At 40.4% G+C, this 18,656-nt stretch carries 20 protein-coding genes and 1 riboswitch; of the genes, 13 read left to right on the top strand and 7 right to left on the bottom strand.

Annotated features, from left to right (window positions below; genetic code table 11):
• Positions 1-28: 28 nt before the first annotated feature.
• The gene (locus tag HW120_RS10960) at positions 29-340 is read right to left on the bottom strand and encodes a hypothetical protein (RefSeq protein WP_177734063.1); all 312 of its coding nucleotides are present in this window, start codon (positions 338-340) and stop codon (positions 29-31) included.
• A gap of 39 nt (positions 341-379) precedes the next feature.
• Positions 380-442, top strand: a riboswitch (Fluoride riboswitch).
• Between the two features lie 37 nt (positions 443-479).
• On the opposite strand from HW120_RS10960, the gene HW120_RS10955 reads away from it, so the two are divergent.
• The 13 genes from HW120_RS10955 to HW120_RS10895 all read left to right on the top strand — a co-directional run bounded on the left by HW120_RS10955 (position 480) and on the right by HW120_RS10895 (position 14,225).
• On the top strand, positions 480-1,775 hold the full coding sequence (locus tag HW120_RS10955) for a voltage-gated chloride channel family protein (protein WP_177734061.1): 1,296 nt from the start codon (positions 480-482) through the stop codon (positions 1,773-1,775).
• Between the two features lie 258 nt (positions 1,776-2,033).
• Positions 2,034-3,434, top strand: a complete 1,401-nt coding sequence (locus HW120_RS10950; RefSeq protein ID WP_177734059.1) for an anthranilate synthase component I family protein — start codon at positions 2,034-2,036, stop codon at positions 3,432-3,434.
• Positions 3,435-3,488: 54 nt separating this feature from the next.
• Positions 3,489-4,058 (top strand): anthranilate synthase component II, encoded by a 570-nt coding sequence (locus tag HW120_RS10945; protein ID WP_177734057.1) that lies wholly within the window; start codon positions 3,489-3,491, stop codon positions 4,056-4,058.
• 82 nt (positions 4,059-4,140) lie between these two features.
• Entirely contained in the window at positions 4,141-5,136 is a 996-nt protein-coding gene (gene trpD, locus HW120_RS10940) for an anthranilate phosphoribosyltransferase (RefSeq protein ID WP_177734055.1), read from the top strand.
• 7 nt (positions 5,137-5,143) lie between these two features.
• Positions 5,144-5,935, top strand: a complete 792-nt coding sequence (gene trpC / locus HW120_RS10935; protein WP_177734053.1) for an indole-3-glycerol phosphate synthase TrpC — start codon at positions 5,144-5,146, stop codon at positions 5,933-5,935.
• Positions 5,932-6,570, top strand: coding sequence for a phosphoribosylanthranilate isomerase (locus HW120_RS10930; protein ID WP_246296979.1), 639 nt, complete (start codon positions 5,932-5,934; stop codon positions 6,568-6,570). Before trpC ends, HW120_RS10930 begins: the two co-directional genes overlap by 4 nt.
• Positions 6,567-7,754, top strand: coding sequence for a tryptophan synthase subunit beta (trpB, locus tag HW120_RS10925; RefSeq protein ID WP_177734051.1), 1,188 nt, complete (start codon positions 6,567-6,569; stop codon positions 7,752-7,754). The genes HW120_RS10930 and trpB overlap by 4 nt, the downstream gene beginning before the upstream one ends.
• 171 nt (positions 7,755-7,925) lie before the next feature.
• A complete protein-coding gene (gene trpA, locus HW120_RS10920; protein ID WP_177734049.1) occupies positions 7,926-8,687 on the top strand; it encodes a tryptophan synthase subunit alpha in 762 nt (253 codons plus the stop codon).
• Positions 8,688-9,069: 382 nt separating this feature from the next.
• Positions 9,070-9,696 (top strand): TetR/AcrR family transcriptional regulator, encoded by a 627-nt coding sequence (locus tag HW120_RS10915; protein WP_317168370.1) that lies wholly within the window; start codon positions 9,070-9,072, stop codon positions 9,694-9,696.
• Positions 9,686-11,008 (top strand): TolC family protein, encoded by a 1,323-nt coding sequence (locus HW120_RS10910; RefSeq protein ID WP_177734047.1) that lies wholly within the window; start codon positions 9,686-9,688, stop codon positions 11,006-11,008. Before HW120_RS10915 ends, HW120_RS10910 begins: the two co-directional genes overlap by 11 nt.
• Before the next feature lie 19 nt (positions 11,009-11,027).
• A complete protein-coding gene (locus tag HW120_RS10905; protein WP_177734045.1) occupies positions 11,028-12,107 on the top strand; it encodes an HlyD family secretion protein in 1,080 nt (359 codons plus the stop codon).
• A gap of 1 nt (position 12,108) precedes the next feature.
• Positions 12,109-13,689 (top strand): MDR family MFS transporter, encoded by a 1,581-nt coding sequence (locus tag HW120_RS10900; RefSeq protein WP_177734043.1) that lies wholly within the window; start codon positions 12,109-12,111, stop codon positions 13,687-13,689.
• Between the two features lie 185 nt (positions 13,690-13,874).
• Positions 13,875-14,225, top strand: coding sequence for a hypothetical protein (locus tag HW120_RS10895; protein ID WP_177734041.1), 351 nt, complete (start codon positions 13,875-13,877; stop codon positions 14,223-14,225).
• A 51-nt stretch (positions 14,226-14,276) separates the two neighbouring features.
• Here HW120_RS10895 and HW120_RS10890 read toward each other — a convergent pair whose 3' ends face one another.
• The 6 genes from HW120_RS10890 to HW120_RS10865 all read right to left on the bottom strand — a co-directional run bounded on the left by HW120_RS10890 (position 14,277) and on the right by HW120_RS10865 (position 18,627).
• Positions 14,277-14,741 carry a hypothetical protein gene (locus HW120_RS10890; protein ID WP_177734040.1) on the bottom strand — a complete coding sequence of 155 codons (465 nt, stop codon included), beginning with the start codon at positions 14,739-14,741 and terminating at the stop codon, positions 14,277-14,279.
• A gap of 18 nt (positions 14,742-14,759) precedes the next feature.
• Positions 14,760-15,197, bottom strand: a complete 438-nt coding sequence (locus HW120_RS10885; RefSeq protein WP_177734038.1) for an META domain-containing protein — start codon at positions 15,195-15,197, stop codon at positions 14,760-14,762.
• 81 nt (positions 15,198-15,278) lie between these two features.
• Positions 15,279-16,037 carry a peroxide stress protein YaaA gene (gene yaaA / locus HW120_RS10880; protein WP_177734036.1) on the bottom strand — a complete coding sequence of 253 codons (759 nt, stop codon included), beginning with the start codon at positions 16,035-16,037 and terminating at the stop codon, positions 15,279-15,281.
• A 109-nt stretch (positions 16,038-16,146) separates the two neighbouring features.
• On the bottom strand, positions 16,147-16,542 hold the full coding sequence (locus HW120_RS10875; protein WP_177734034.1) for a hypothetical protein: 396 nt from the start codon (positions 16,540-16,542) through the stop codon (positions 16,147-16,149).
• Between the two features lie 133 nt (positions 16,543-16,675).
• Positions 16,676-17,644 (bottom strand): helix-turn-helix domain-containing protein, encoded by a 969-nt coding sequence (locus tag HW120_RS10870; RefSeq protein WP_177734033.1) that lies wholly within the window; start codon positions 17,642-17,644, stop codon positions 16,676-16,678.
• The gene (locus HW120_RS10865; protein WP_177734031.1) at positions 17,641-18,627 is read right to left on the bottom strand and encodes a helix-turn-helix domain-containing protein; all 987 of its coding nucleotides are present in this window, start codon (positions 18,625-18,627) and stop codon (positions 17,641-17,643) included. The genes HW120_RS10870 and HW120_RS10865 overlap by 4 nt, the downstream gene beginning before the upstream one ends.
• Positions 18,628-18,656 lie beyond the last annotated feature (29 nt).

The raw sequence follows: 18,656 nt of genomic DNA, 5'->3' as shown, positions 1-18,656 counted from the left end.
TTTTCATAAATTTTCCTTTAACAAAATTTTAATCGATTTCTTTCCGGTTGTCTTCGTTAAAAGTATCAATATTCTTTACATCCGGATCGATTTCCAATACCGCCGGCTGTTTCGAAACGATTATTTTACCCTGAACTTTATCCTTTTTGAGCGCAAAAGGATAAACGGTGAGTACTCCGGCTGTGTCATTGCATGCATGTAAATGTTCCTCTTTCCGGCATAAAGCTGAACCGCAATAATGTTCATCTTTTCTTTGTATAACGGTAGTTCGTTTTGGACTTAGGCTAAAATTTTGGGATATATACCGAATTCCTTTGCTCAGAATAAAAAAACAGACCATAAAAAAATACCATTCTTGTTTTTATTTTTACATTTGTAGTACAAATACGGCAATGATGTCTGCCTTGAACCGCCTTAAAAAGCTGATGACGTCTATTGAATGGCTTATGCCACTATAGATGCATGTAATCAAGACAATTATGGATAAACACTCTTTTAACCGACACTTTGCCAATTTTCCGCTACTACCTTTACTGGCTTTTTTATTTCGCTGGCTTTTGCTTGCGGCGATTATCGGTACAATCATCGGTTCCGTCTCGGCTTTTTTCTTGCTTTCATTAGACCGGGTTACCAATTACCGCGAAAATCATGTCTGGATCATTTGTCTGCTGCCCGTAGCCGGATTGCTTATCGGGCTGAGTTATCATTATCTGGGCGAAAGTGTTGTTAAGGGCAATAACCTGCTATTGGAAGAGTTTCATTCCCCTAAAAAGATCATCCCGTTCCGGATGGCGCCTTTGGTTTTGTTCGGCACTTTAATGACCCATCTTTTTGGCGGTTCTGCCGGCCGTGAAGGAACAGCTGTACAAATGGGCGGTGCCATTGCCGACCAGTTTTCCCGTTGGTTTTCACTGAATAACGATGACCGGAAAATCATCCTCATTATGGGAATCAGTGCCGGATTTGCCTCCGTTTTCGGGACACCGCTTGCCGGGGCTGTTTTTGCTTTGGAAGTAATGGTTCTGGGACGCATCCGCTATGAAGCGATTTTGCCAAGTGTATTGGTGGCTGTCATTGCACATTACAGCTGCCTGGCCTGGCATGTGAATCATACGCATTACAGTATTCCCAGCATACCGGAAATGACCGCTTTAAACCTGTTATGGTCGTTATTCGCCGGAATCTTGTTCGGACTGACCGCAATGTTTTTTTCAAAAGCTACTCATTTTTGGGGTACAATTTTTAAAAAGAATATCCCTTTCCCACCGTTACGTCCGCTGATTGGTGGTCTTGTTATTGCTTTGGCAGTTTACGGTATGGGAACCACAAAATATATTGGTTTGGGTATTCCGACTATCGTTGACACATTTGACCAGCAGCTGGATTCCTATGATTTTTTATTAAAAATACTGTTTACTTCTTTTACATTAGGTGCCGGGTTTAAAGGCGGTGAAGTCACGCCATTGTTCTTTATCGGCGCTGCTTTGGGCAATGCGCTCTTTTGGTTTGTACCGCTTCCTATAGCGTTATTGGCCGGAATGGGATTTGTTGCAGTGTTTTCCGGAGCAACCAATACACCTATTGCCTGTACCATCATGGGCATAGAGCTTTTTGGTGTTGACAGCGGTATCTATATTGCCATTGCCTGTGTGGTGGCCTATTTTTTCTCGGGTCATACCGGTATTTACACTTCCCAGATTATTGGCAGTCCCAAACATTTGTACTACCAAAAGCTAAAAGGAAAGCCTTTGTCTGACGTCAAGGACAAGCTTTAAAATGTTATAAAACACACTATAAATAGTATTTTTGTTATTTTATTTAAAATTCTCTTGCATAAATGAAAATCATTTTTATACCTTTGTAGCACAAATAAAAAACATGAACACAATTTTAAACAATACTTGGTGGTGGAGTAACTTACGTCGAATATCGTGAGCGAAACCTCCTATCTGTATTTTTAAAACCAAAATAGATATAAGGCTTGTCATCACGACAAGCCTTTTTTGTTTTCCAATATTTCTTATTCAAAAATCATGAAAAAATATAAACTACATACTTCATACAAACAAATCCTTGCCGATACGATAACTCCGGTGAGCGTTTACCTGAAAATACGCGATAAGTTTCCCAACAGCCTGCTGCTGGAAAGCAGTGACTATCATGCCAATAACAACAGTTTTTCCTATATCTGCTGTAATCCTGTTGCAAGTATTAAAATTCAGCAGGAAAACATTGTCAAATCCTATCCGGACGGAAGCCTTACAACGGAAGCCATTCAGAAAGAAACCAGTATACCGGAAGCTATTCAAGCTTTTGCCGCACAGTTTCAAACAGAAAAAAATGCCTTTAAGTTTATCAACAACGGTTTGTTTGGCTATATAGCCTATGATGCCGTTCGTTATTTTGAAGCCGTGGACATCACCAAAAAGCAAGGTGATTTACAGATTCCGGACATTTATTATGCGATATACCAGAACATCATTGCGATCAACCACTTTAACAATGAAGCCTATATTTTCTGCCACAGCACTGAAAACCAGAACAACATATCCGAAATAGAACAGCTGTTGCAGGCTAAAAATTTTGCCAGTTATTCTTTTGCCAAAGAAGGAGAAACCATTTCCAATCTTACCGACGAAGCATTCCAACAAAACGTTGCCATTGCCAAAAAACACTGTTATCGCGGCGATGTGTTCCAGCTGGTATTGTCCCGACGGTTTTCACAGTCCTTCAAAGGCGATGAATTTAATGTATACAGAGCTTTGCGAAACATCAATCCTTCGCCTTATCTTTTCTTTTTTGACTATGGTGATTTCAAAATCATGGGTTCGTCACCGGAAGCGCAGCTGGTTGTTAAGAACAGAAAGGCAGAGATCCATCCCATTGCCGGAACCTTTAAACGGAGCGGAAATGACGAACATGATGCGTTGCTCGCCAAGCAATTATCGGAAGATCCGAAAGAAAACAGTGAGCACGTAATGCTGGTTGATCTTGCCCGAAACGATCTGAGCCGGAACGGACACGGCGTTAAAGTGGAAAAATATAAAGAGATCCAGTTCTTTTCCCATGTGATACACCTGGTTTCCAAAGTAACCGGTAACCTGCGGGACAATGCCACAACGATGCAAACGGTTGCCGATACTTTTCCTGCCGGAACGTTAAGCGGCGCTCCAAAGCACAAAGCCATGCAGCTGATTGAAGAAATTGAAAATATATCCAGAAATTTCTATGGCGGAGCTATTGGTTTTATGGATTTTGACGGTAATTTTAATCACGCAATTATGATCCGTACTTTTTTAAGCAAAAATCATACATTACACTACCAGGCCGGTGCCGGAATTGTATCCGGTTCCGTTGCAGAAAATGAGATGCAGGAAGTGTACAACAAACTGGGAGCACTCAACAAGGCACTTGATGTAGCGGAAACGATTTAATTAAAAAAGCAATAGAAAAAGGCAAACAGCAACATTTATCAAAAAGACAACCTCATGAAAAAGATATTAGTTATAGACAATTACGATAGTTTTACCTACAATCTGGTACATTATCTGGAAGATTTAGACTGTGAAGTAACGGTTTATCGCAACGATGCGTTTCTTATTGAGGAGATCAAAAACTTTGACAAGATCTTACTTTCTCCCGGTCCCGGAATTCCCGATGAAGCAGGTTTGTTAAAAGAAGTGATCCGCACCTATGCGTCTACCAAAAGTATTTTGGGTGTCTGCCTCGGTCAGCAGGCTATCGGAGAAGTCTTTGGCGGAAGCCTGATAAACCTGGAAAAAGTGTATCACGGTGTGGCGACACCGGTGACGATAACGGTTGGCGACGAATCCCTCTTTAACGGTTTACCGGAAAATATTGAAGTGGGCCGTTACCACTCCTGGGTTGTTAATCCTGATGATTTCCCGGAAGTACTGGAAATCACCTCTGTGGACGATAGCGGTCAGATCATGTCGCTGCGCCATAAAACATTCGATGTCCGGGGCGTGCAATACCATCCGGAAAGTGTTCTCACCCCGGAAGGAAAAACCATCCTTAAAAACTGGGTAAATAACTAAATAACAAACACATACTACATCAAAAACGATTTGGTTTTAAATTGAAAAATTTGAAGCCCGGCACAACTTATACCTAAAAATCATGAAACAAATATTAAACAGATTAATTAATCAGGAGCTGCTTTCGAAAGAAGAAGCAAAAAACGTACTGGTCAATATCTCAAACGGTTTATACAACCCGAGCCAGATTGCCAGTTTTTTAACGGTCTATATGATGCGCAACATCAGTATTGACGAGTTGGCCGGATTTCGGGAAGCCTTATTGGAGCTTTGCATCCCGGTAGATTTCTCCGCATACAACACTATTGATCTGTGCGGAACCGGCGGTGACGGAAAAGATACTTTTAATATTTCCACCCTGGCTTCTTTTATTGTAGCCGGAACGGGAATAAAAGTCGCCAAACACGGAAACTATGGGGTTTCTTCCATTTCCGGTTCCAGCAATGTCATGGAAAGCCTTGGCATCCGTTTTAGTAACGATACCGGTTTTTTACAGCACTGTATGGAAGAAGCAAACATCAGCATCCTGCATGCACCGCTGTTTCATCCGGCTATGAAAAACGTAGCCCCCATTCGCAAGGAACTGGCCGTAAAAACATTTTTTAACATGCTGGGACCAATGGTTAATCCTTCTTTTCCGAAGAATCAGCTGGTTGGGGTCTTTAACCTGGAATTAGCCCGTATGTATGCCTATTTATACCAGAATACCACGATCAATTTTACCATCCTGAACAGCCTCGACGGCTATGATGAGATATCGTTAACCGGTAATACCAAAGTGATTTCCAAACAGCGGGAGCAGATTTTAAAACCGGAAGATTTCCGCTTACAGCCGTTAAAGGCTGCCGACATTAAAGGCGGAACGACTATTGCAGCATCGGCTCAACTGTTTATGGATATTATTTCCGGAAAAGGAACCGTGGCCCAGAATAATGTGGTCTGTGCCAATGCCGGTCTGGCCATTGCAACGGTTAACAATCTTACACTACAGGATGGTTATGAACTGGCTAAGGAAAGCTTAAACAGCAGAAAAGCATTGGATAGCCTGAAAAAATTACAACGTATCAGCAATAATTAAAAGAAAGATGAACATTTTAGATGCTATTATCAGCGACAAACGCCGCGAAGTGACCTTAAAGAAAACAATAATCCCGGTTTCCCAACTGGAAGCTGCCGCCTTGTTTGAACGCACGCCCCTTTCTTTGAGCCATAATTTAAAAAACAGTACTTCAGGGATAATTGCCGAACACAAGCGGCGGTCGCCTTCAAAGTCGGTTATCAATAACAGCTTTAGTGTTGAAGAAGTCGTTAAAGGTTATGAAAATGCCGGTGCCTGTGGTATTTCCGTTTTGACAGACGGGAAATATTTTGGAGGTTCTTTAGAAGATCTGCTGCTGGCAAGGGCTTCGGTAAACCTTCCTTTATTGCGAAAAGAGTTTATTATTGACGAATATCAGATACTGGAAGCGAAAGCTTATGGCGCCGATCTTATTTTATTGATCGCTGCTGTTTTGTCCAGAGCCGAAATCAAAAAGCTCTCCGAATTTGCCCAGTGTTTAGGATTGGAAGTACTGCTGGAAGTACACAACCGGGAAGAATTGGAAAAAGCGGTGATGCCGAGCCTGAACATGATTGGGGTGAACAACCGTAACCTGAAAACATTTGAGGTGAGCCTGGATTACAGCTGGCAGCTGGCAGCCTTCATTCCGGATGATTTTGTAAAAGTTTCCGAAAGCGGGATCAGTACCGTTCAAGCCGTTCAAGCCCTGCAACCGTATGGTTATAAAGGCTATCTGATTGGTGAAAAATTTATGAAAAGTAATGATTCAGGTAAAGCCTGCAAAGATTTTATAAATCAAATAAATATAACGGTATGAAAAACAGGATTCAGGTAAAGATCTGCGGCATGAAATATTCCGAAAACATACAGGCAATTGCAGCGTTACAACCGGACTATCTGGGCTTTATTTTCTATGAAAAATCAGCGCGGTATTTCGATGCCGTTGTTCCGGAAATTGCTGGTACAGTTAAAAAAACCGGTGTATTTGTAAATGCATCAATAGCCGTAATAACGGCAAAAGTGAAGCAATATGATTTACAGGCGGTACAATTGCACGGGGAAGAATCTCCCGACTTCTGTCTGGCACTAAAAGCACTTCCGGGTATTGAAATCATCAAAACATTTTCAATGGATTCCTCTTTTGATTTCAATGTACTCGAAGCTTATGATATGGCATGCGATTACTATTTATTTGATACCAAAGGAAAATTACCCGGCGGAAACGGCTTTGCTTTTGACTGGAACATCCTGCAGCAGTATCCGTCTTCAAAACCATTCTTCCTTAGCGGCGGTATAGGCGTAGCGGATTGGGAAAACATCTCCCTTTTACTGGAAACCGGATTACCGGTTTATGCGATAGATTTCAACAGCAAATTAGAAACGGCACCCGGACTAAAAAACGAAACGCTTTGTGAAGAAGCAATTTTAACGATTAACAATATTACCACATGAAAACAACATATCAGGCAGACGAACAGGGTTATTATGGTGAATTTGGCGGAGCTTTCATACCGGAAATGCTATACCCGAATGTAGCCGAATTACGGGAAAAATACCTGTCGATTATTCAGGAATCTTCTTTTCGCGAAGAATTACAGCAATTACTGAGTGACTATGTAGGCCGTCCTACGCCTTTGTATTTTGCCGAACGGTTATCACAGCAATACAAAACAAAGGTATATTTGAAAAGAGAGGATTTATGCCATACCGGTGCACATAAAATAAACAATACGATCGGGCAGATTTTATTAGCCAAACGATTGGGCAAAACCAGGATCATAGCCGAAACCGGAGCCGGACAGCATGGTGTTGCCACCGCTACCGTTTGTGCTTTAATGGGACTGGAATGTATTGTTTATATGGGAGAAATCGACATTGAACGCCAGGCACCGAATGTAGCACGGATGAAAATGCTCGGTGCCGAAGTACGTCCGGCTAAATCCGGTTCCAGGACCCTTAAAGATGCTACTAATGAAGCGATCCGTGACTGGATCAATAATCCTGTTGACACTTATTATATCATCGGTTCGGTTGTGGGGCCACATCCGTATCCGGACATGGTTGCCCGTTTTCAGAGCATTATTTCGGCGGAAATCAAAAAGCAGTTATTCGAAAAGGAAGGCACGGAAAACCCGGATTATGTAATTGCCTGCGTTGGCGGCGGCAGTAATGCAGCCGGTGCTTTTTATCACTTTTTAGCCGATGAAAAGGTTAAATTAATTGCTGTGGAAGCGGCCGGAAAAGGGATCAACTCCGGAGAAAGTGCTGCAACTTCCGCTTTAGGTAAAACCGGTATTATACACGGTAGCAAAACGTTACTGATGCAATCTGAAGACGGACAAATCACGGAACCCTATTCTATTTCAGCCGGGTTGGATTATCCCGGCGTCGGTCCGTTGCATGCCCATTTGTTTAAAAGCGGCCGCGCAGCATTTGTCGCGGTAACCGATGATGAAGCCATGCAATCCGGATTGAATTTGTGTAAAACGGAAGGTATTATTCCGGCAATTGAAAGTGCCCACGCCCTTGCCGTTTTGGAACAGCAACAGTTTAAAGAAGACGATATCGTTGTGATTAACCTGTCCGGTCGCGGCGATAAGGACCTAAACACCTATATAGGGTATTTTGGATATTAGAGAATATTTAGAGGTAGGATTTTAGATATATGATATTGGAAGTATGAAATTTGATTTATAGAAAAACCCCTTGCCTCTTGCTTCTTGCCTCTTGCTTCTTGCCTCTTGCTTCTTGCTTCTTGCTTCAAACCTCACATAACAACCCTCAAAAATCAAAAACCGTATCTAACAATGAATCGCATCAATATAAAACTTCAGGAAGACAAAAAAATATTGTCTATATACTTTACAGCGGGTTATCCGAATCGCAACGACACTGTTTCCATTATTGAAAATCTGGAAAAAAGTGGTGTTGACATGATTGAAATCGGATTGCCTTTTAGTGATCCCTTAGCCGACGGGCCAACAATTCAAGCCAGTTCCACACAGGCACTGGAAAACGGCATGACAACCAATTTACTGTTTGAACAGCTAAAAGACATTCGGAAAACAGTACATATTCCGTTATTGATTATGGGCTATTTCAATCCTATTCTGCAATATGGCGTTGAAAAATTCTGTGAAAAATGTGCCGAAATCGGCATTGACGGTTTGATCATTCCGGATCTTCCGGTGACCGTTTTTGATCAGGATTACAAAGCCGTTTTCGAGAAAAACGGACTGATCAATATTTTTTTAATAACACCTCAAACGTCGGTTGAACGCATCGAATACATCGACAGTATTTCAAACGGATTTATTTATATGGTGAGCAGTGCCAGTGTAACCGGAAGCCAGAATGCTTTTGGCACGGAACAAAAAGATTACTTTGAAAGGATTGCCAGAATGAAGTTGAAAAATCCGCAGATTGTCGGTTTCGGAATCAGTAATTCAGAAACGTTTTCGGAGGCTGTCAGGCATCAAAAAGGTGCCATTATAGGCAGTGCTTTCGTCAATTACCTTAACCATAATAAAATAGACAGCATTGAAAGTTTTATTAAAAGTATCATTTAACTAATGCAGTACAAAATACTGAATTAAAACAAATTAGCGAATAGCTATCGATTTTATTTATGATTCCGGATAGTCTTTTATCCGGTTGTAAAAGAGCAGTTTTTCGTTTGAAAAGCTGTTCTTGCTTTTAGCGCAGTTGCGGTGGGTAAAAGTATAAAAAAGTTGGAATATGTGCAGCACTTAAAACAAATTATTTCTGTTATTCTGCCCTGCCCTTTTTGTTTTATTTTCAAGGCTATAGCCTGTAATTTCTTTCTATAATCATAGGAACAGCGTAGCATCAGCCTCTTTTTAATTTAGTTAAAATAACGTTAAATTAAAACTAAACAAACGTTTAATTTAAACAAGTGTTTAATTTTGCAGTCTCATTTTAACAATGTAAATGATGTCAGATTTTAACGATAAACAACAGGAGATTCTGTCGGTAGCAGAACGGTTGTTTTCCGAACATGGTTTTGACGGCACTTCCGTCAGAGACATTGCCAAAGAAGCGAACATTAACGTTGCCATGATATCTTACTATTTTGGCTCCAAAGAAAAACTACTGGAAGCTTTAATCATTGGAAGAATAGCAGGCCTGCGTCTGCAAATCGAAAACCTGTATAAAGAAGCACTTACTCCTTTTGAAAAGATTGACAAGCTGATCGAGCTATACATTACCCGCATCAATAAAAATAAAGGGATGTATCAGATCATTCACTTTGAGATCAGCTCGAAGAAACGGGAAATTAACTGCGAATCCTTTAATGAGGTTAAACGATACAATCTTGAAGCGCTAAAAGACATTATCAGAGAAGGTCAGGATTTAGGACAGTTTAAAAAGGATATTAATGTTACCCTGATTCCTCCAACCATCATGGGTGCCTATTTTCATTTCCAGATGAATAAAACTTTTTATGCCGAACTATTAGGCCTTGACACCGATGATAAATACGACCACTACATCAAAAATGATTTAACAAAACACATTCAGAAAACAATTAAAGCACTTTTAACCTATGAAGAATAGTTCCATCTGGTTGGGAGCCTTCTTCCTTTTTGGCGTTTTCACTTCTGAAGCTCAGGAGAAAAAGAAAATGTCATTGGATGAAGCGATACAACTGGCTATGACACAAAGTACCGAAGCAAAATTAGCCGACACCAAAGTCGCTACAAAGGAATTTGAAATGCAAACGGTCAAAAATCGTCAGTACCCTGATTTAAAAATCAGCGGTCAATACCAACGATTAACGAACGCCGACGTCAAGCTAAAACTTGGAGGAAGCGGAGAAGAATCGGGAGCTGCACCAAAAGTGAATCAGTTAATGTTAGGACAAGCTAGTGCTTCCCTACCCCTTTTTGCCGGATTTAAAATCCAGAACAACATCAAAGCTGCAGAAAACCTTTATCAGGCGGAGCAATATACTGCTAAGAATACAAAAGAGCAGCTGGCACTGGATGTTGTAAAATTGTATGTAAACCTTTTTAAAGCGCAGGAAAGCACATCTTTAATTGCCGAAAACATTAAAAGTGCCGAGCAACGTGTAAAAGATTTTACAGCAATGGAACAAAACGGACTGATTGCCCGTAATGATTTATTAAAAGCACAATTACAGGTTTCGAACTACAAAATTGCCCTGGAAGAAGCGAAAAAGAATGTCAGCACAGTGAATTATCAGCTGATCACACTTTTAAAATTGGCCGAAGGCACACAAGTTGTTCCGAATGAAGCGGTTTTTGAAAAAAATGCTTCTTTTAACGCGAGTGTGGACGAAGCTTTAGCCGGAAGAAATGACCTTGAAGCCATGCGTTCGCAACACAAAGCTGCCGAAACGAATGTTAAGGTTGCCAAAGGGAGCTACTACCCTTCTATTTCACTGATGGGCGGCTATATTGCTTTGGATCTGCAAAATGTGATGACGGTAACCAATGCGATGAATTTTGGTGTTGGTGTTTCCTATGACTTGTCTTCTATTTTCAAAAACGGAAAAGAAGTAAAAGCCGCCAAAAGCAAAGCGCATGAGGCAGAACAGGCTGTAGAGATCATGACCGACCGCGTAAAAGTGGAAACACAACAGGCAAATGAAAACTACCAGCTGGCAATCAAACAAAACAAAGTATACCAGGAAGCCGTAGAACAGGCTACCGAAAATTACCGTATTGTAAAAGACAAATACGACAACGGTCTTTCGGATACCAATGATTTGCTGGAAGCCGATGTAGAACAGCTGCAATCCAAAATAAACCTGGCCTTTTCGAAAGCCAACAGTATTGAAAAATACTATGATGCTTTAGCAGCCAGCGGAAAATTAACAGCAACAGCAACCCTTACCAAAAACTAATACTAATTTCTTTAAGATCATGGAAAAGAAACCATCTAATAAAAAATTCATAATCATTCTGGGTTCCTTAGTTGTTTTAGGAACAGTTTACGGAATCTTTAAATATATGCATGCACAGGCTCACGAAGAAACTGATGATGCTCAAATTGAAAAAAACATGAACCCTATTATACCAAGAGTATCGGGTTATGTAGCCAAAGTTTATGTAAAAGACAATGACTTTGTAAAAAAAGGAGATACTTTATTTGTAATTGACAATAAAGATTATTTAGTAAAAGTGGAAGAAGCCAAAGCGGCATTAACGAGTGCTGAAAGTTCTTTGGAAGTAAGCAAAGCCGATGTTAGTGCTTCTGCTGCCAATATTTCTATTTCCGATGCGACAATCCAGTCGAATGTAGGAAACATTGATGCTGCTAAAATCCGTTACGGAAGAGCGAAAAACGATTTCGAGCGTTACGAGAATCTTTACAAAAATCATTCGATAACAAAACAACAGTATGAGCAGGCTTTAGCGGCCAAACAAGAGGCCGAAAAAGAAGTTGAAGTTTTACAACAGCAACGTAATGCCAGCGCACACCAACGTGATGCTGTGGTTTCTAAAACAACTGTTGCCAACAAACAGACTTCTGTTGCCGCAGCCAACATTAAAAGAGCACAGGCGGTTCTTGATGCTGCAGCCTTAAATTTAGGTTACACTGTAGTTACAGCAGCTATTGACGGACAGGTTTCAAGCATTGATATCCAGCCGGGACAAATGGTACAACCGGGACAGGCATTGTTCTATATCATTAACAACCAGGAAACCTGGGTTGTGGCTAATTTTAAAGAAACACAGCTTAACAAAATGAGAGCCGGACAAAAAGTAATCATTGAAGTAGATGCCTACCCTGATTATAAATTTGAAGGGGAAATCAATTCATTTTCACCGGCTACCGGAGCCCGTTTTTCAATCCTGCCTCCGGATAATGCTACCGGAAACTTTGTAAAAACCATTCAGCGTTTACCTGTAAAAATCAAATTAACAGGAAATAACGATGCCGAAAAAGTAAAATTATTACGTCCGGGAATGAACGTAGAAGTGGACGTACATATAAAATAATATGGAAGCAGCAGGAGAAGATAATTTAGTAGAATATGGCTTTAGAAGAGTCATTATCACAATCACTGCCGTACTTTGTGCGCTGCTGGAGATTGTCGATACTACTATCGTAAACGTAGCCCTAAACGACATGAGAGGAAGTTTAGGGGCAACTCTGACCGATGTTGCCTGGGTAATTACCGCTTATGCCATTGCTAACGTAATCGTTATTCCAATGACCAGCTGGTTGTCCCAGCAATTCGGACGCAGAAACTATTTCGCCGCATCCATTATTATCTTTACCGTTTCCTCTTTCCTTTGTGGTAATGCGACTAATATCTGGGAGCTTGTTGCTTTCCGTTTCATCCAGGGTATGGGTGGTGGTGCGCTGCTAGTAACAGCACAAACCATTATTACGGAGAGTTATCCCGTTGCAAAACGAGGAATGGCACAGGCTATTTATGGAATGGGTGTGATTGTAGGGCCAACATTAGGTCCGCCGTTAGGAGGTTATTTAGTGGATAATTTTTCATGGCCGTATATTTTCTATATCAATATTCCGTTGGGAATCATTGCTACCGTATTGACCCTTTCATTCGTGAAAAGCCCTAAATATGGTGAGAAACTAAAAGCCAGCCAGGTAGACTGGTGGGGAATTGTATTTCTGGCCTCTTTTATCGGTTCGCTTCAGTTTGTACTAGAACACGGACAACAGGATGACTGGTTTGCCGATAATCTGATTGTTACATTAAGTATTGTATCGTTCTTTGGATTGCTTTTATTTATCTGGCGACAGTTAACCTACAAACATCCTATTGTTAATTTAAGAGTACTGCAGGATCGTAATTTGCGTGTGGGAACCATCATGTGTTTTATATTAGGTTTCGGATTATACGGTTCCACCTTTATCATTCCGATCTATACCCAGTCTGTACTGGGATGGACGGCAACCGATGCCGGATTATTACTGATTCCGAGTTCGATCATGACCGGGATTATGATGCCGATTATCGGTAAGCTGATTCAGCGTGGTGTACCGCAATCCTATATGGTTGCTGTTGGTTTTATGTTATTCTTTGGTTTTACCTTCTGGATGCATAATGTTATCACTCCCGATACCGGAACGGAACACATGTTCTGGCCATTGATATTGCGTGGTGTTGGTTTAGGTTTACTGTTTGTTCCGATTACCACTCTGGCACTTTCCACACTTAAAGGGAAAAGCATTGGTGAAGGAGCCGCTTTTACCGGAATGATGCGACAATTGGGCGGTTCATTCGGTATTGCCATTATAACCACTTTTATTGCCCGCTTTACACAAGGACACCGCGTGGATTTAATTGCCAACCTGGATGGTGCCAAATTTGAAGTACAGCAACGTATTCAGCAATTACAGGCCGGATTCATGTCCAAAGGATTCAGCAGCAGTGAAGCGCTTAACAAAGCACATCAGGCTATTGATTATTCCGTTATGAAACAGGCGACTGTATTATCCTATATGGACGTATTTATGTATCTGGGCATCCTGTTTCTGGTTTGTGTACCCTTTGTACTCTTAATCCGAAAAGGTTCCGGAAAAGTAGACATGTCAAATGTTCACTAATTTTAATTAAGGTTATTTAATTTGTTATAGAAAACGCTGGAGTATATTTCCAGCGTTTTTTATTGGCATATTATCATTGCGTTATAAAATAAATTTCCCTTTTTATTTTCAAAAAAACACCGTACCTTTATATCACATCAAATCATTGATTTTAAAATAGTTATACACAACAAAAAACTATTACTATGGGATTATTTAGCAACTCAGAAAAAAAGATTCTTGAAGAATTCAGCAAAAAGAGTGAAGATCGTTGTAATGATATTGAGAAAGAGATAAATGAACTATTAGACGATTTAAAATCCGATTATGAACAAAATCGCGAGGTTGTTTATGAATTCAAAAACTATATTGAGGAACTGAAGCAGAAGTTAAGCCCTGACGATGTTTCCAGACTGATGGATTTTTCGATCCGGCTAACGGGAATAAAGCGTTGTGCTAAAAAAGGTGTCGAAGCTTTGCGGGAATTATCACGCGACCAGCGCAAAATGACCCGTGAAACACTCCGCGATTATGAGGAGTATTTTTATATGCATTAATCCAGAATGAACATTTATAAAAAAAGAACCCCGTTTTAAAACGGGGTTCTTTTATTTCTTACAGTCCACTTTTGTGAGCGGCATATTCGAATTGAATACTAATTTAGACCTGTTTTTAAAAGCTACAGCGCTGTCATGCTCTTCCACTTCTCCATATCCTTCAATTAAGGTTTTATCCTTTATCAGAAAAGCGACTTCTCTTTTACTTTCCACACCTTCCGAAGTGAAGGTATACATGGCAATTAAGGTATCGCCTTTAACGGTTCCTACAAAAGTTCCTTTATTGGCATCTTTTTCACTAAATGCATATTCCAGATCGCCTTTAACTGTAGTTGTATTGTCTTTTTTAAGGCGCATATAAATTGTATTGCCGTCTTTTTTATAGGCATAACAATCTTCCTGGACAGTCGGAACCATTGAAATATCTTTATCTTCAATTTTTTCTCTGGTTGCCTCTTTTTTACAGCCTGTTGCTGCTATCGCTACTAATGCTAAGAGGATTAATCTGCTTTTCATACCTGCTCTCCTTTACAATTAGTCTATTTTTTTTATAAATCGCATCGCTACAATATCATCCATCAGTAAAACCAGTTTTCCGTCTGGTGTGACATCGTATTTGTTTATTTTTTGCAGCATGTCCAAAAAGCGTTTTTCTCCTTCTCCTTCACAGAAACGCATGGTCATCGCTTTGGGTGCTTCAATTTTAATAAAATCAGGATCTTTAGCCGTATAGTTTGTCGAAAACGGGTTACAGCTAGTATTTCCGTTTACTTCCTGTGTTTTTTGATTAAATGAAAGCTGCGGCTTTTGTTCCGGATACAGGCCTTCAAAAGCAATTCTGACGCCGGTTATATATTCCAGCTGCCAGCTGTTACCGGTCATTTTATCGTAAGCAGTCGCCTTTTTCGTTGCGGTACACGCTCCAAGTACTAAAACCAAGGCCATAGCCAGGGTAAATGATAGTTTTTTCATAGGGACATAGTTTTGGTTGACTAAATTTACGAAAATTCTGTTTAAATCACTTACAAGTACCTAATTTATACCGATTTAATATTAACGTGTAAAAACCAGGGTATGCCCTTTGCTCAGGTTCGCATCATATTGATATCCTTCATAATTAAAGCCTTTCAGGTCTTCAATGGTTTCGGCATTGGTTTCAATAATATAACGCACCATCATTCCTCTCGCCTTTTTGGCAAAGAAGCTGATCATTTTAAGTTTGCCGTCTTTATAGTCTTTAAACTCCGGAGTGATCACCGGTACTTTCAAGGCTTTTTTGTCGATGGCAGAAAAGTATTCGTTACTCGCCAGATTGATGAATAATTCGTCTTTTTTCAGCTCGGCATTCAAGGCTTTGGTAAGCTTTGTTTTCCAGAATTCATACAAATCTTTGCTTTTTCCTATTGGCAGTCTGGTTCCCATTTCCAGTCGGTATGGCTGGATCAGGTCCAATGGTTTCAATAAACCGTATAAGCCGGACAGAATCCTGAGTTTGTCCTGCAATACTTCCAGTTTTTCCTCCGGAAGCGAATAAGCATCCAGTCCGATATAAACATCACCATTAAAAGCATATACCGCCGGACGGGCATTTTCGGGTGTAAACGGGGTTGCCCATTCCTGATTGCGCTGCCAGTTTAAATCGGCTAATTTTTCAGAAATAGCCATCAATTCCGAAAGTTCTTTCGGTTTCTTTTTCTTCAGTACTTTATGAACCGTATTGGCTTCTTTTAAAAAATTTCCTTCGGTATATTGTTTTGTGGGTAACTGCGTTTCAAAATCTAATGATTTGGCTGGTGATATTACAATTTTCATGGCTTACTTTTTAGGATGCTCAAAAATACAAATTCCGGTGCTAAAACGCTATACGATAAAATGGATTGTTTCGATTTCAGTATTGGTAAAATCGATTTTAGTTCCGGAATCAGCTATCCCTCTCAAACATAACATCTATCCATTGATACCGGTTTATATAGGGGTGGTTGAGCCTTACCATGACCACGATAAGTAATAAGAAAGGAACTTCTGTAATGGCTTCCCAGAGATTTTCTTCCAGCAGGTTAAAACAGATGATCAGAAAGGTCATCGAAGCCGTTATCAGGTTCCCGATTATATAGGTTTGCGGTATCAGTATTAAACCGGCACAGGCAACCGCCAGCATCCCTAACATCATAATCCCATCATTCGAAAAGCCCAATTCCAGAAAAAATGATGCTGTGGCAGTATCTTCCGTCATTATTGCCATACCAGACCACAGGTTTTTCAGTACAACAAATAAAACCATCACTATATGCAGTCCTTTTAATACCGTGTGTTTCATATACTTTCTTTTTAACGTCAGTTATCGACGCTGCAAAATTGGTACAAACACCTGGCAAAAACTGCACTAAAAAGTTATAAAAATCACACAATAAGACAAAATACCGTTTTAAAATAACAAAATATCTTTACTCTTATTCTTTTTTAAGATCATCAGACGGATGATTACCGGTATAACGGTGGTATTGTGCAGCAAAATAATTCAGTCGGTTGTAGCCTAATGTGAGCATCACCGCCGATAAAGTAGTATGAGCGCCGCTTTTCAGTAATTCCTGTGCCAGCAGCATTTTTTCCCGGATATAAAACTTATTCGGAGCATCAAGATAGACTTCTTTAAATAGCGCTTTATATTTTGAGACGGACATTCCTGCCATATCCGATAAAAAATCAAGCCCCGGAAATGGTTCGAGTACATTATTCATTAAATATTCTTTGGTTACCGACAGGGCTTTTATATCACTTTCCGTTATCCGGTTAATCGTTTTCAGATTGGCATAACGGTCCATAAACTTGGCCAGCAATTTAAAGGCCACTCCTCTCAGGTACAGATCGTAAGCCGGATCGGAAAAGGTTTTATTTTTGATGCGGTGCATGATGACTTTGCTTTTACTGTCTACATGGTCGTAAAAATACAGGGTCTTTTCCGGATTCTTTTTTCCTTTACCGGTTCCGCTTTTCATTGGAAAATCCAATATTTTTTTAGCCACCAGCAAACGAATTGCAAAAACGCGTTCTCCGACAACCGGTTCAAAAACATTGCTGATCCTGTTATCAATAACTCCCAGTCCCAAAATAGACCGGTACCCGATTTTATGTTTTTCGTCGTTGATTTTCATCACATTCATTTCATCGCTAAAGTCGTAATGAATGATATAAAAGTCTTCTTCCGAACGATCCCTCCGAATCCGGACCGGCTGGTTGAATACCAGATCCAGTACCACTACCGATAAACCCGGAGCCACTTCCAGGAAATAGCTTCCGCCTGCTCCTAAATTTTCCGGCTGTACAATCCATTTATTGTCAATTAACGGCGCGCCTATTTGTGCCGCAATAGCGAACTGCCAATCCGGTTTCAGGGAATAGGTATGGTTAATTTCTTTCATGAATAGAGTTGTTTCGAATATTCTTTGGGCGACATTCCGAAAAAGTCCCTGAATTTTGAGATAAAATAGGAACTGTTGGCAAAATGCAGCGCATCGGCAATCTGCGCAATTGTCAGTTCCTTTTCCTGCAGCAGTGCTCTTGATTTTAAAAGCTTATTATTCAGGAAAAACGTATTGGGCGGAATCCCGGTTATCTTTTTAAAAAGGTTCTTGTATTTGGATTCCGACATGTTAACCTGTGCTGCCAGCAGTTCAATTCCCGGAAATACACTGTCTAAATTTTCAATCAGGAAAGACTGTGATTTTATAATACCGTTCAGGTCGTCCTCATTTACTTTTTCGATCACAATATCGCTGATGGTCATTTTCTCAATATAATCGGCCAAAAGGCTTTGAATGGTTCCCTGCAGATAATACGGAAACGAAAGGCTTTCGAGCTGCTGATTGCGCAAGTCGTTCAGAAGGTGGTAACTTTCACTGCTCATTCGGGTAAACCGGATAATGGTATTTTTTTCGGTATCCATTATTGTATCGACATGTTCCCGCAAAGAAGGATTGTCTTTAATGTATTCTTTTATCAGGCTCTTTTTAATAAAAATACAAAGGGCAAAAGTATGGCTGTTTTCTTTTACAATATAATCGGAATAGAGCGCTCCGTCAACGATGGCCAGGTTGTAATTCCAACGCCCGATAGGATTGGCAATATCATCGGAAAGCAGTACAGCTTCACCTTCCGTAAGGTTGTAATACATCCCGATAAAATCATCGGTCAGGTTTTGTTGGCGGAAATGGATTTCCGTATGGTACACCACATCAATATAGAGTGCTGTTATTCCGGGACCGCAATTCAGGAAGTAACGCTGTCCCGTGTGAATATGCTCCGGAATTATCATAAAATTGCCTTCTACTTTCCCTTCCAGCTGCTTCGCAAGCGATTCCACCCAGTCCAATCCAATACCGTAATGATGTGTGATTTTTTTCATCGGCTGTTTCTTTCCTGACTATTTACAGA

It is taken from the genome of Flavobacterium inviolabile (genome assembly GCF_013389455.1).
GTDB classification, from domain to species: domain Bacteria; phylum Bacteroidota; class Bacteroidia; order Flavobacteriales; family Flavobacteriaceae; genus Flavobacterium; species Flavobacterium inviolabile.
Note: the sequence above shows the minus strand (reverse complement) of the source record. Positions and strands in the feature narration are given on the sequence as shown.

Bases quoted from the DNA above. Each gene is read 5' to 3' on its own strand.
- yaaA (WP_177734036.1), bottom strand. From the start codon at position 16,037: ATGAAAATTGTAATATCACCAGCCAAATCATTAGATTTTGAAACGCAG.
- HW120_RS10945 (WP_177734057.1), top strand. From the start codon at position 3,489: ATGAAAAAGATATTAGTTATAGACAATTACGATAGTTTTACCTACAAT.
- HW120_RS10960 (WP_177734063.1), bottom strand. From the start codon at position 340: ATGGTCTGTTTTTTTATTCTGAGCAAAGGAATTCGGTATATATCCCAA.
- trpC (WP_177734053.1), top strand. From the start codon at position 5,144: ATGAACATTTTAGATGCTATTATCAGCGACAAACGCCGCGAAGTGACC.
- HW120_RS10875 (WP_177734034.1), bottom strand. From the start codon at position 16,542: ATGAAACACACGGTATTAAAAGGACTGCATATAGTGATGGTTTTATTT.
- HW120_RS10900 (WP_177734043.1), top strand. From the start codon at position 12,109: ATGGAAGCAGCAGGAGAAGATAATTTAGTAGAATATGGCTTTAGAAGA.
- trpB (WP_177734051.1), top strand. From the start codon at position 6,567: ATGAAAACAACATATCAGGCAGACGAACAGGGTTATTATGGTGAATTT.
- HW120_RS10885 (WP_177734038.1), bottom strand. From the start codon at position 15,197: ATGAAAAAACTATCATTTACCCTGGCTATGGCCTTGGTTTTAGTACTT.
- HW120_RS10955 (WP_177734061.1), top strand. From the start codon at position 480: ATGGATAAACACTCTTTTAACCGACACTTTGCCAATTTTCCGCTACTA.
- HW120_RS10930 (WP_246296979.1), top strand. From the start codon at position 5,932: ATGAAAAACAGGATTCAGGTAAAGATCTGCGGCATGAAATATTCCGAA.
- HW120_RS10895 (WP_177734041.1), top strand. From the start codon at position 13,875: ATGGGATTATTTAGCAACTCAGAAAAAAAGATTCTTGAAGAATTCAGC.
- trpA (WP_177734049.1), top strand. From the start codon at position 7,926: ATGAATCGCATCAATATAAAACTTCAGGAAGACAAAAAAATATTGTCT.
- HW120_RS10905 (WP_177734045.1), top strand. From the start codon at position 11,028: ATGGAAAAGAAACCATCTAATAAAAAATTCATAATCATTCTGGGTTCC.
- HW120_RS10950 (WP_177734059.1), top strand. From the start codon at position 2,034: ATGAAAAAATATAAACTACATACTTCATACAAACAAATCCTTGCCGAT.
- HW120_RS10865 (WP_177734031.1), bottom strand. From the start codon at position 18,627: ATGAAAAAAATCACACATCATTACGGTATTGGATTGGACTGGGTGGAA.
- HW120_RS10910 (WP_177734047.1), top strand. From the start codon at position 9,686: ATGAAGAATAGTTCCATCTGGTTGGGAGCCTTCTTCCTTTTTGGCGTT.
- HW120_RS10915 (WP_317168370.1), top strand. From the start codon at position 9,070: ATGATGTCAGATTTTAACGATAAACAACAGGAGATTCTGTCGGTAGCA.
- HW120_RS10870 (WP_177734033.1), bottom strand. From the start codon at position 17,644: ATGAAAGAAATTAACCATACCTATTCCCTGAAACCGGATTGGCAGTTC.
- trpD (WP_177734055.1), top strand. From the start codon at position 4,141: ATGAAACAAATATTAAACAGATTAATTAATCAGGAGCTGCTTTCGAAA.
- HW120_RS10890 (WP_177734040.1), bottom strand. From the start codon at position 14,741: ATGAAAAGCAGATTAATCCTCTTAGCATTAGTAGCGATAGCAGCAACA.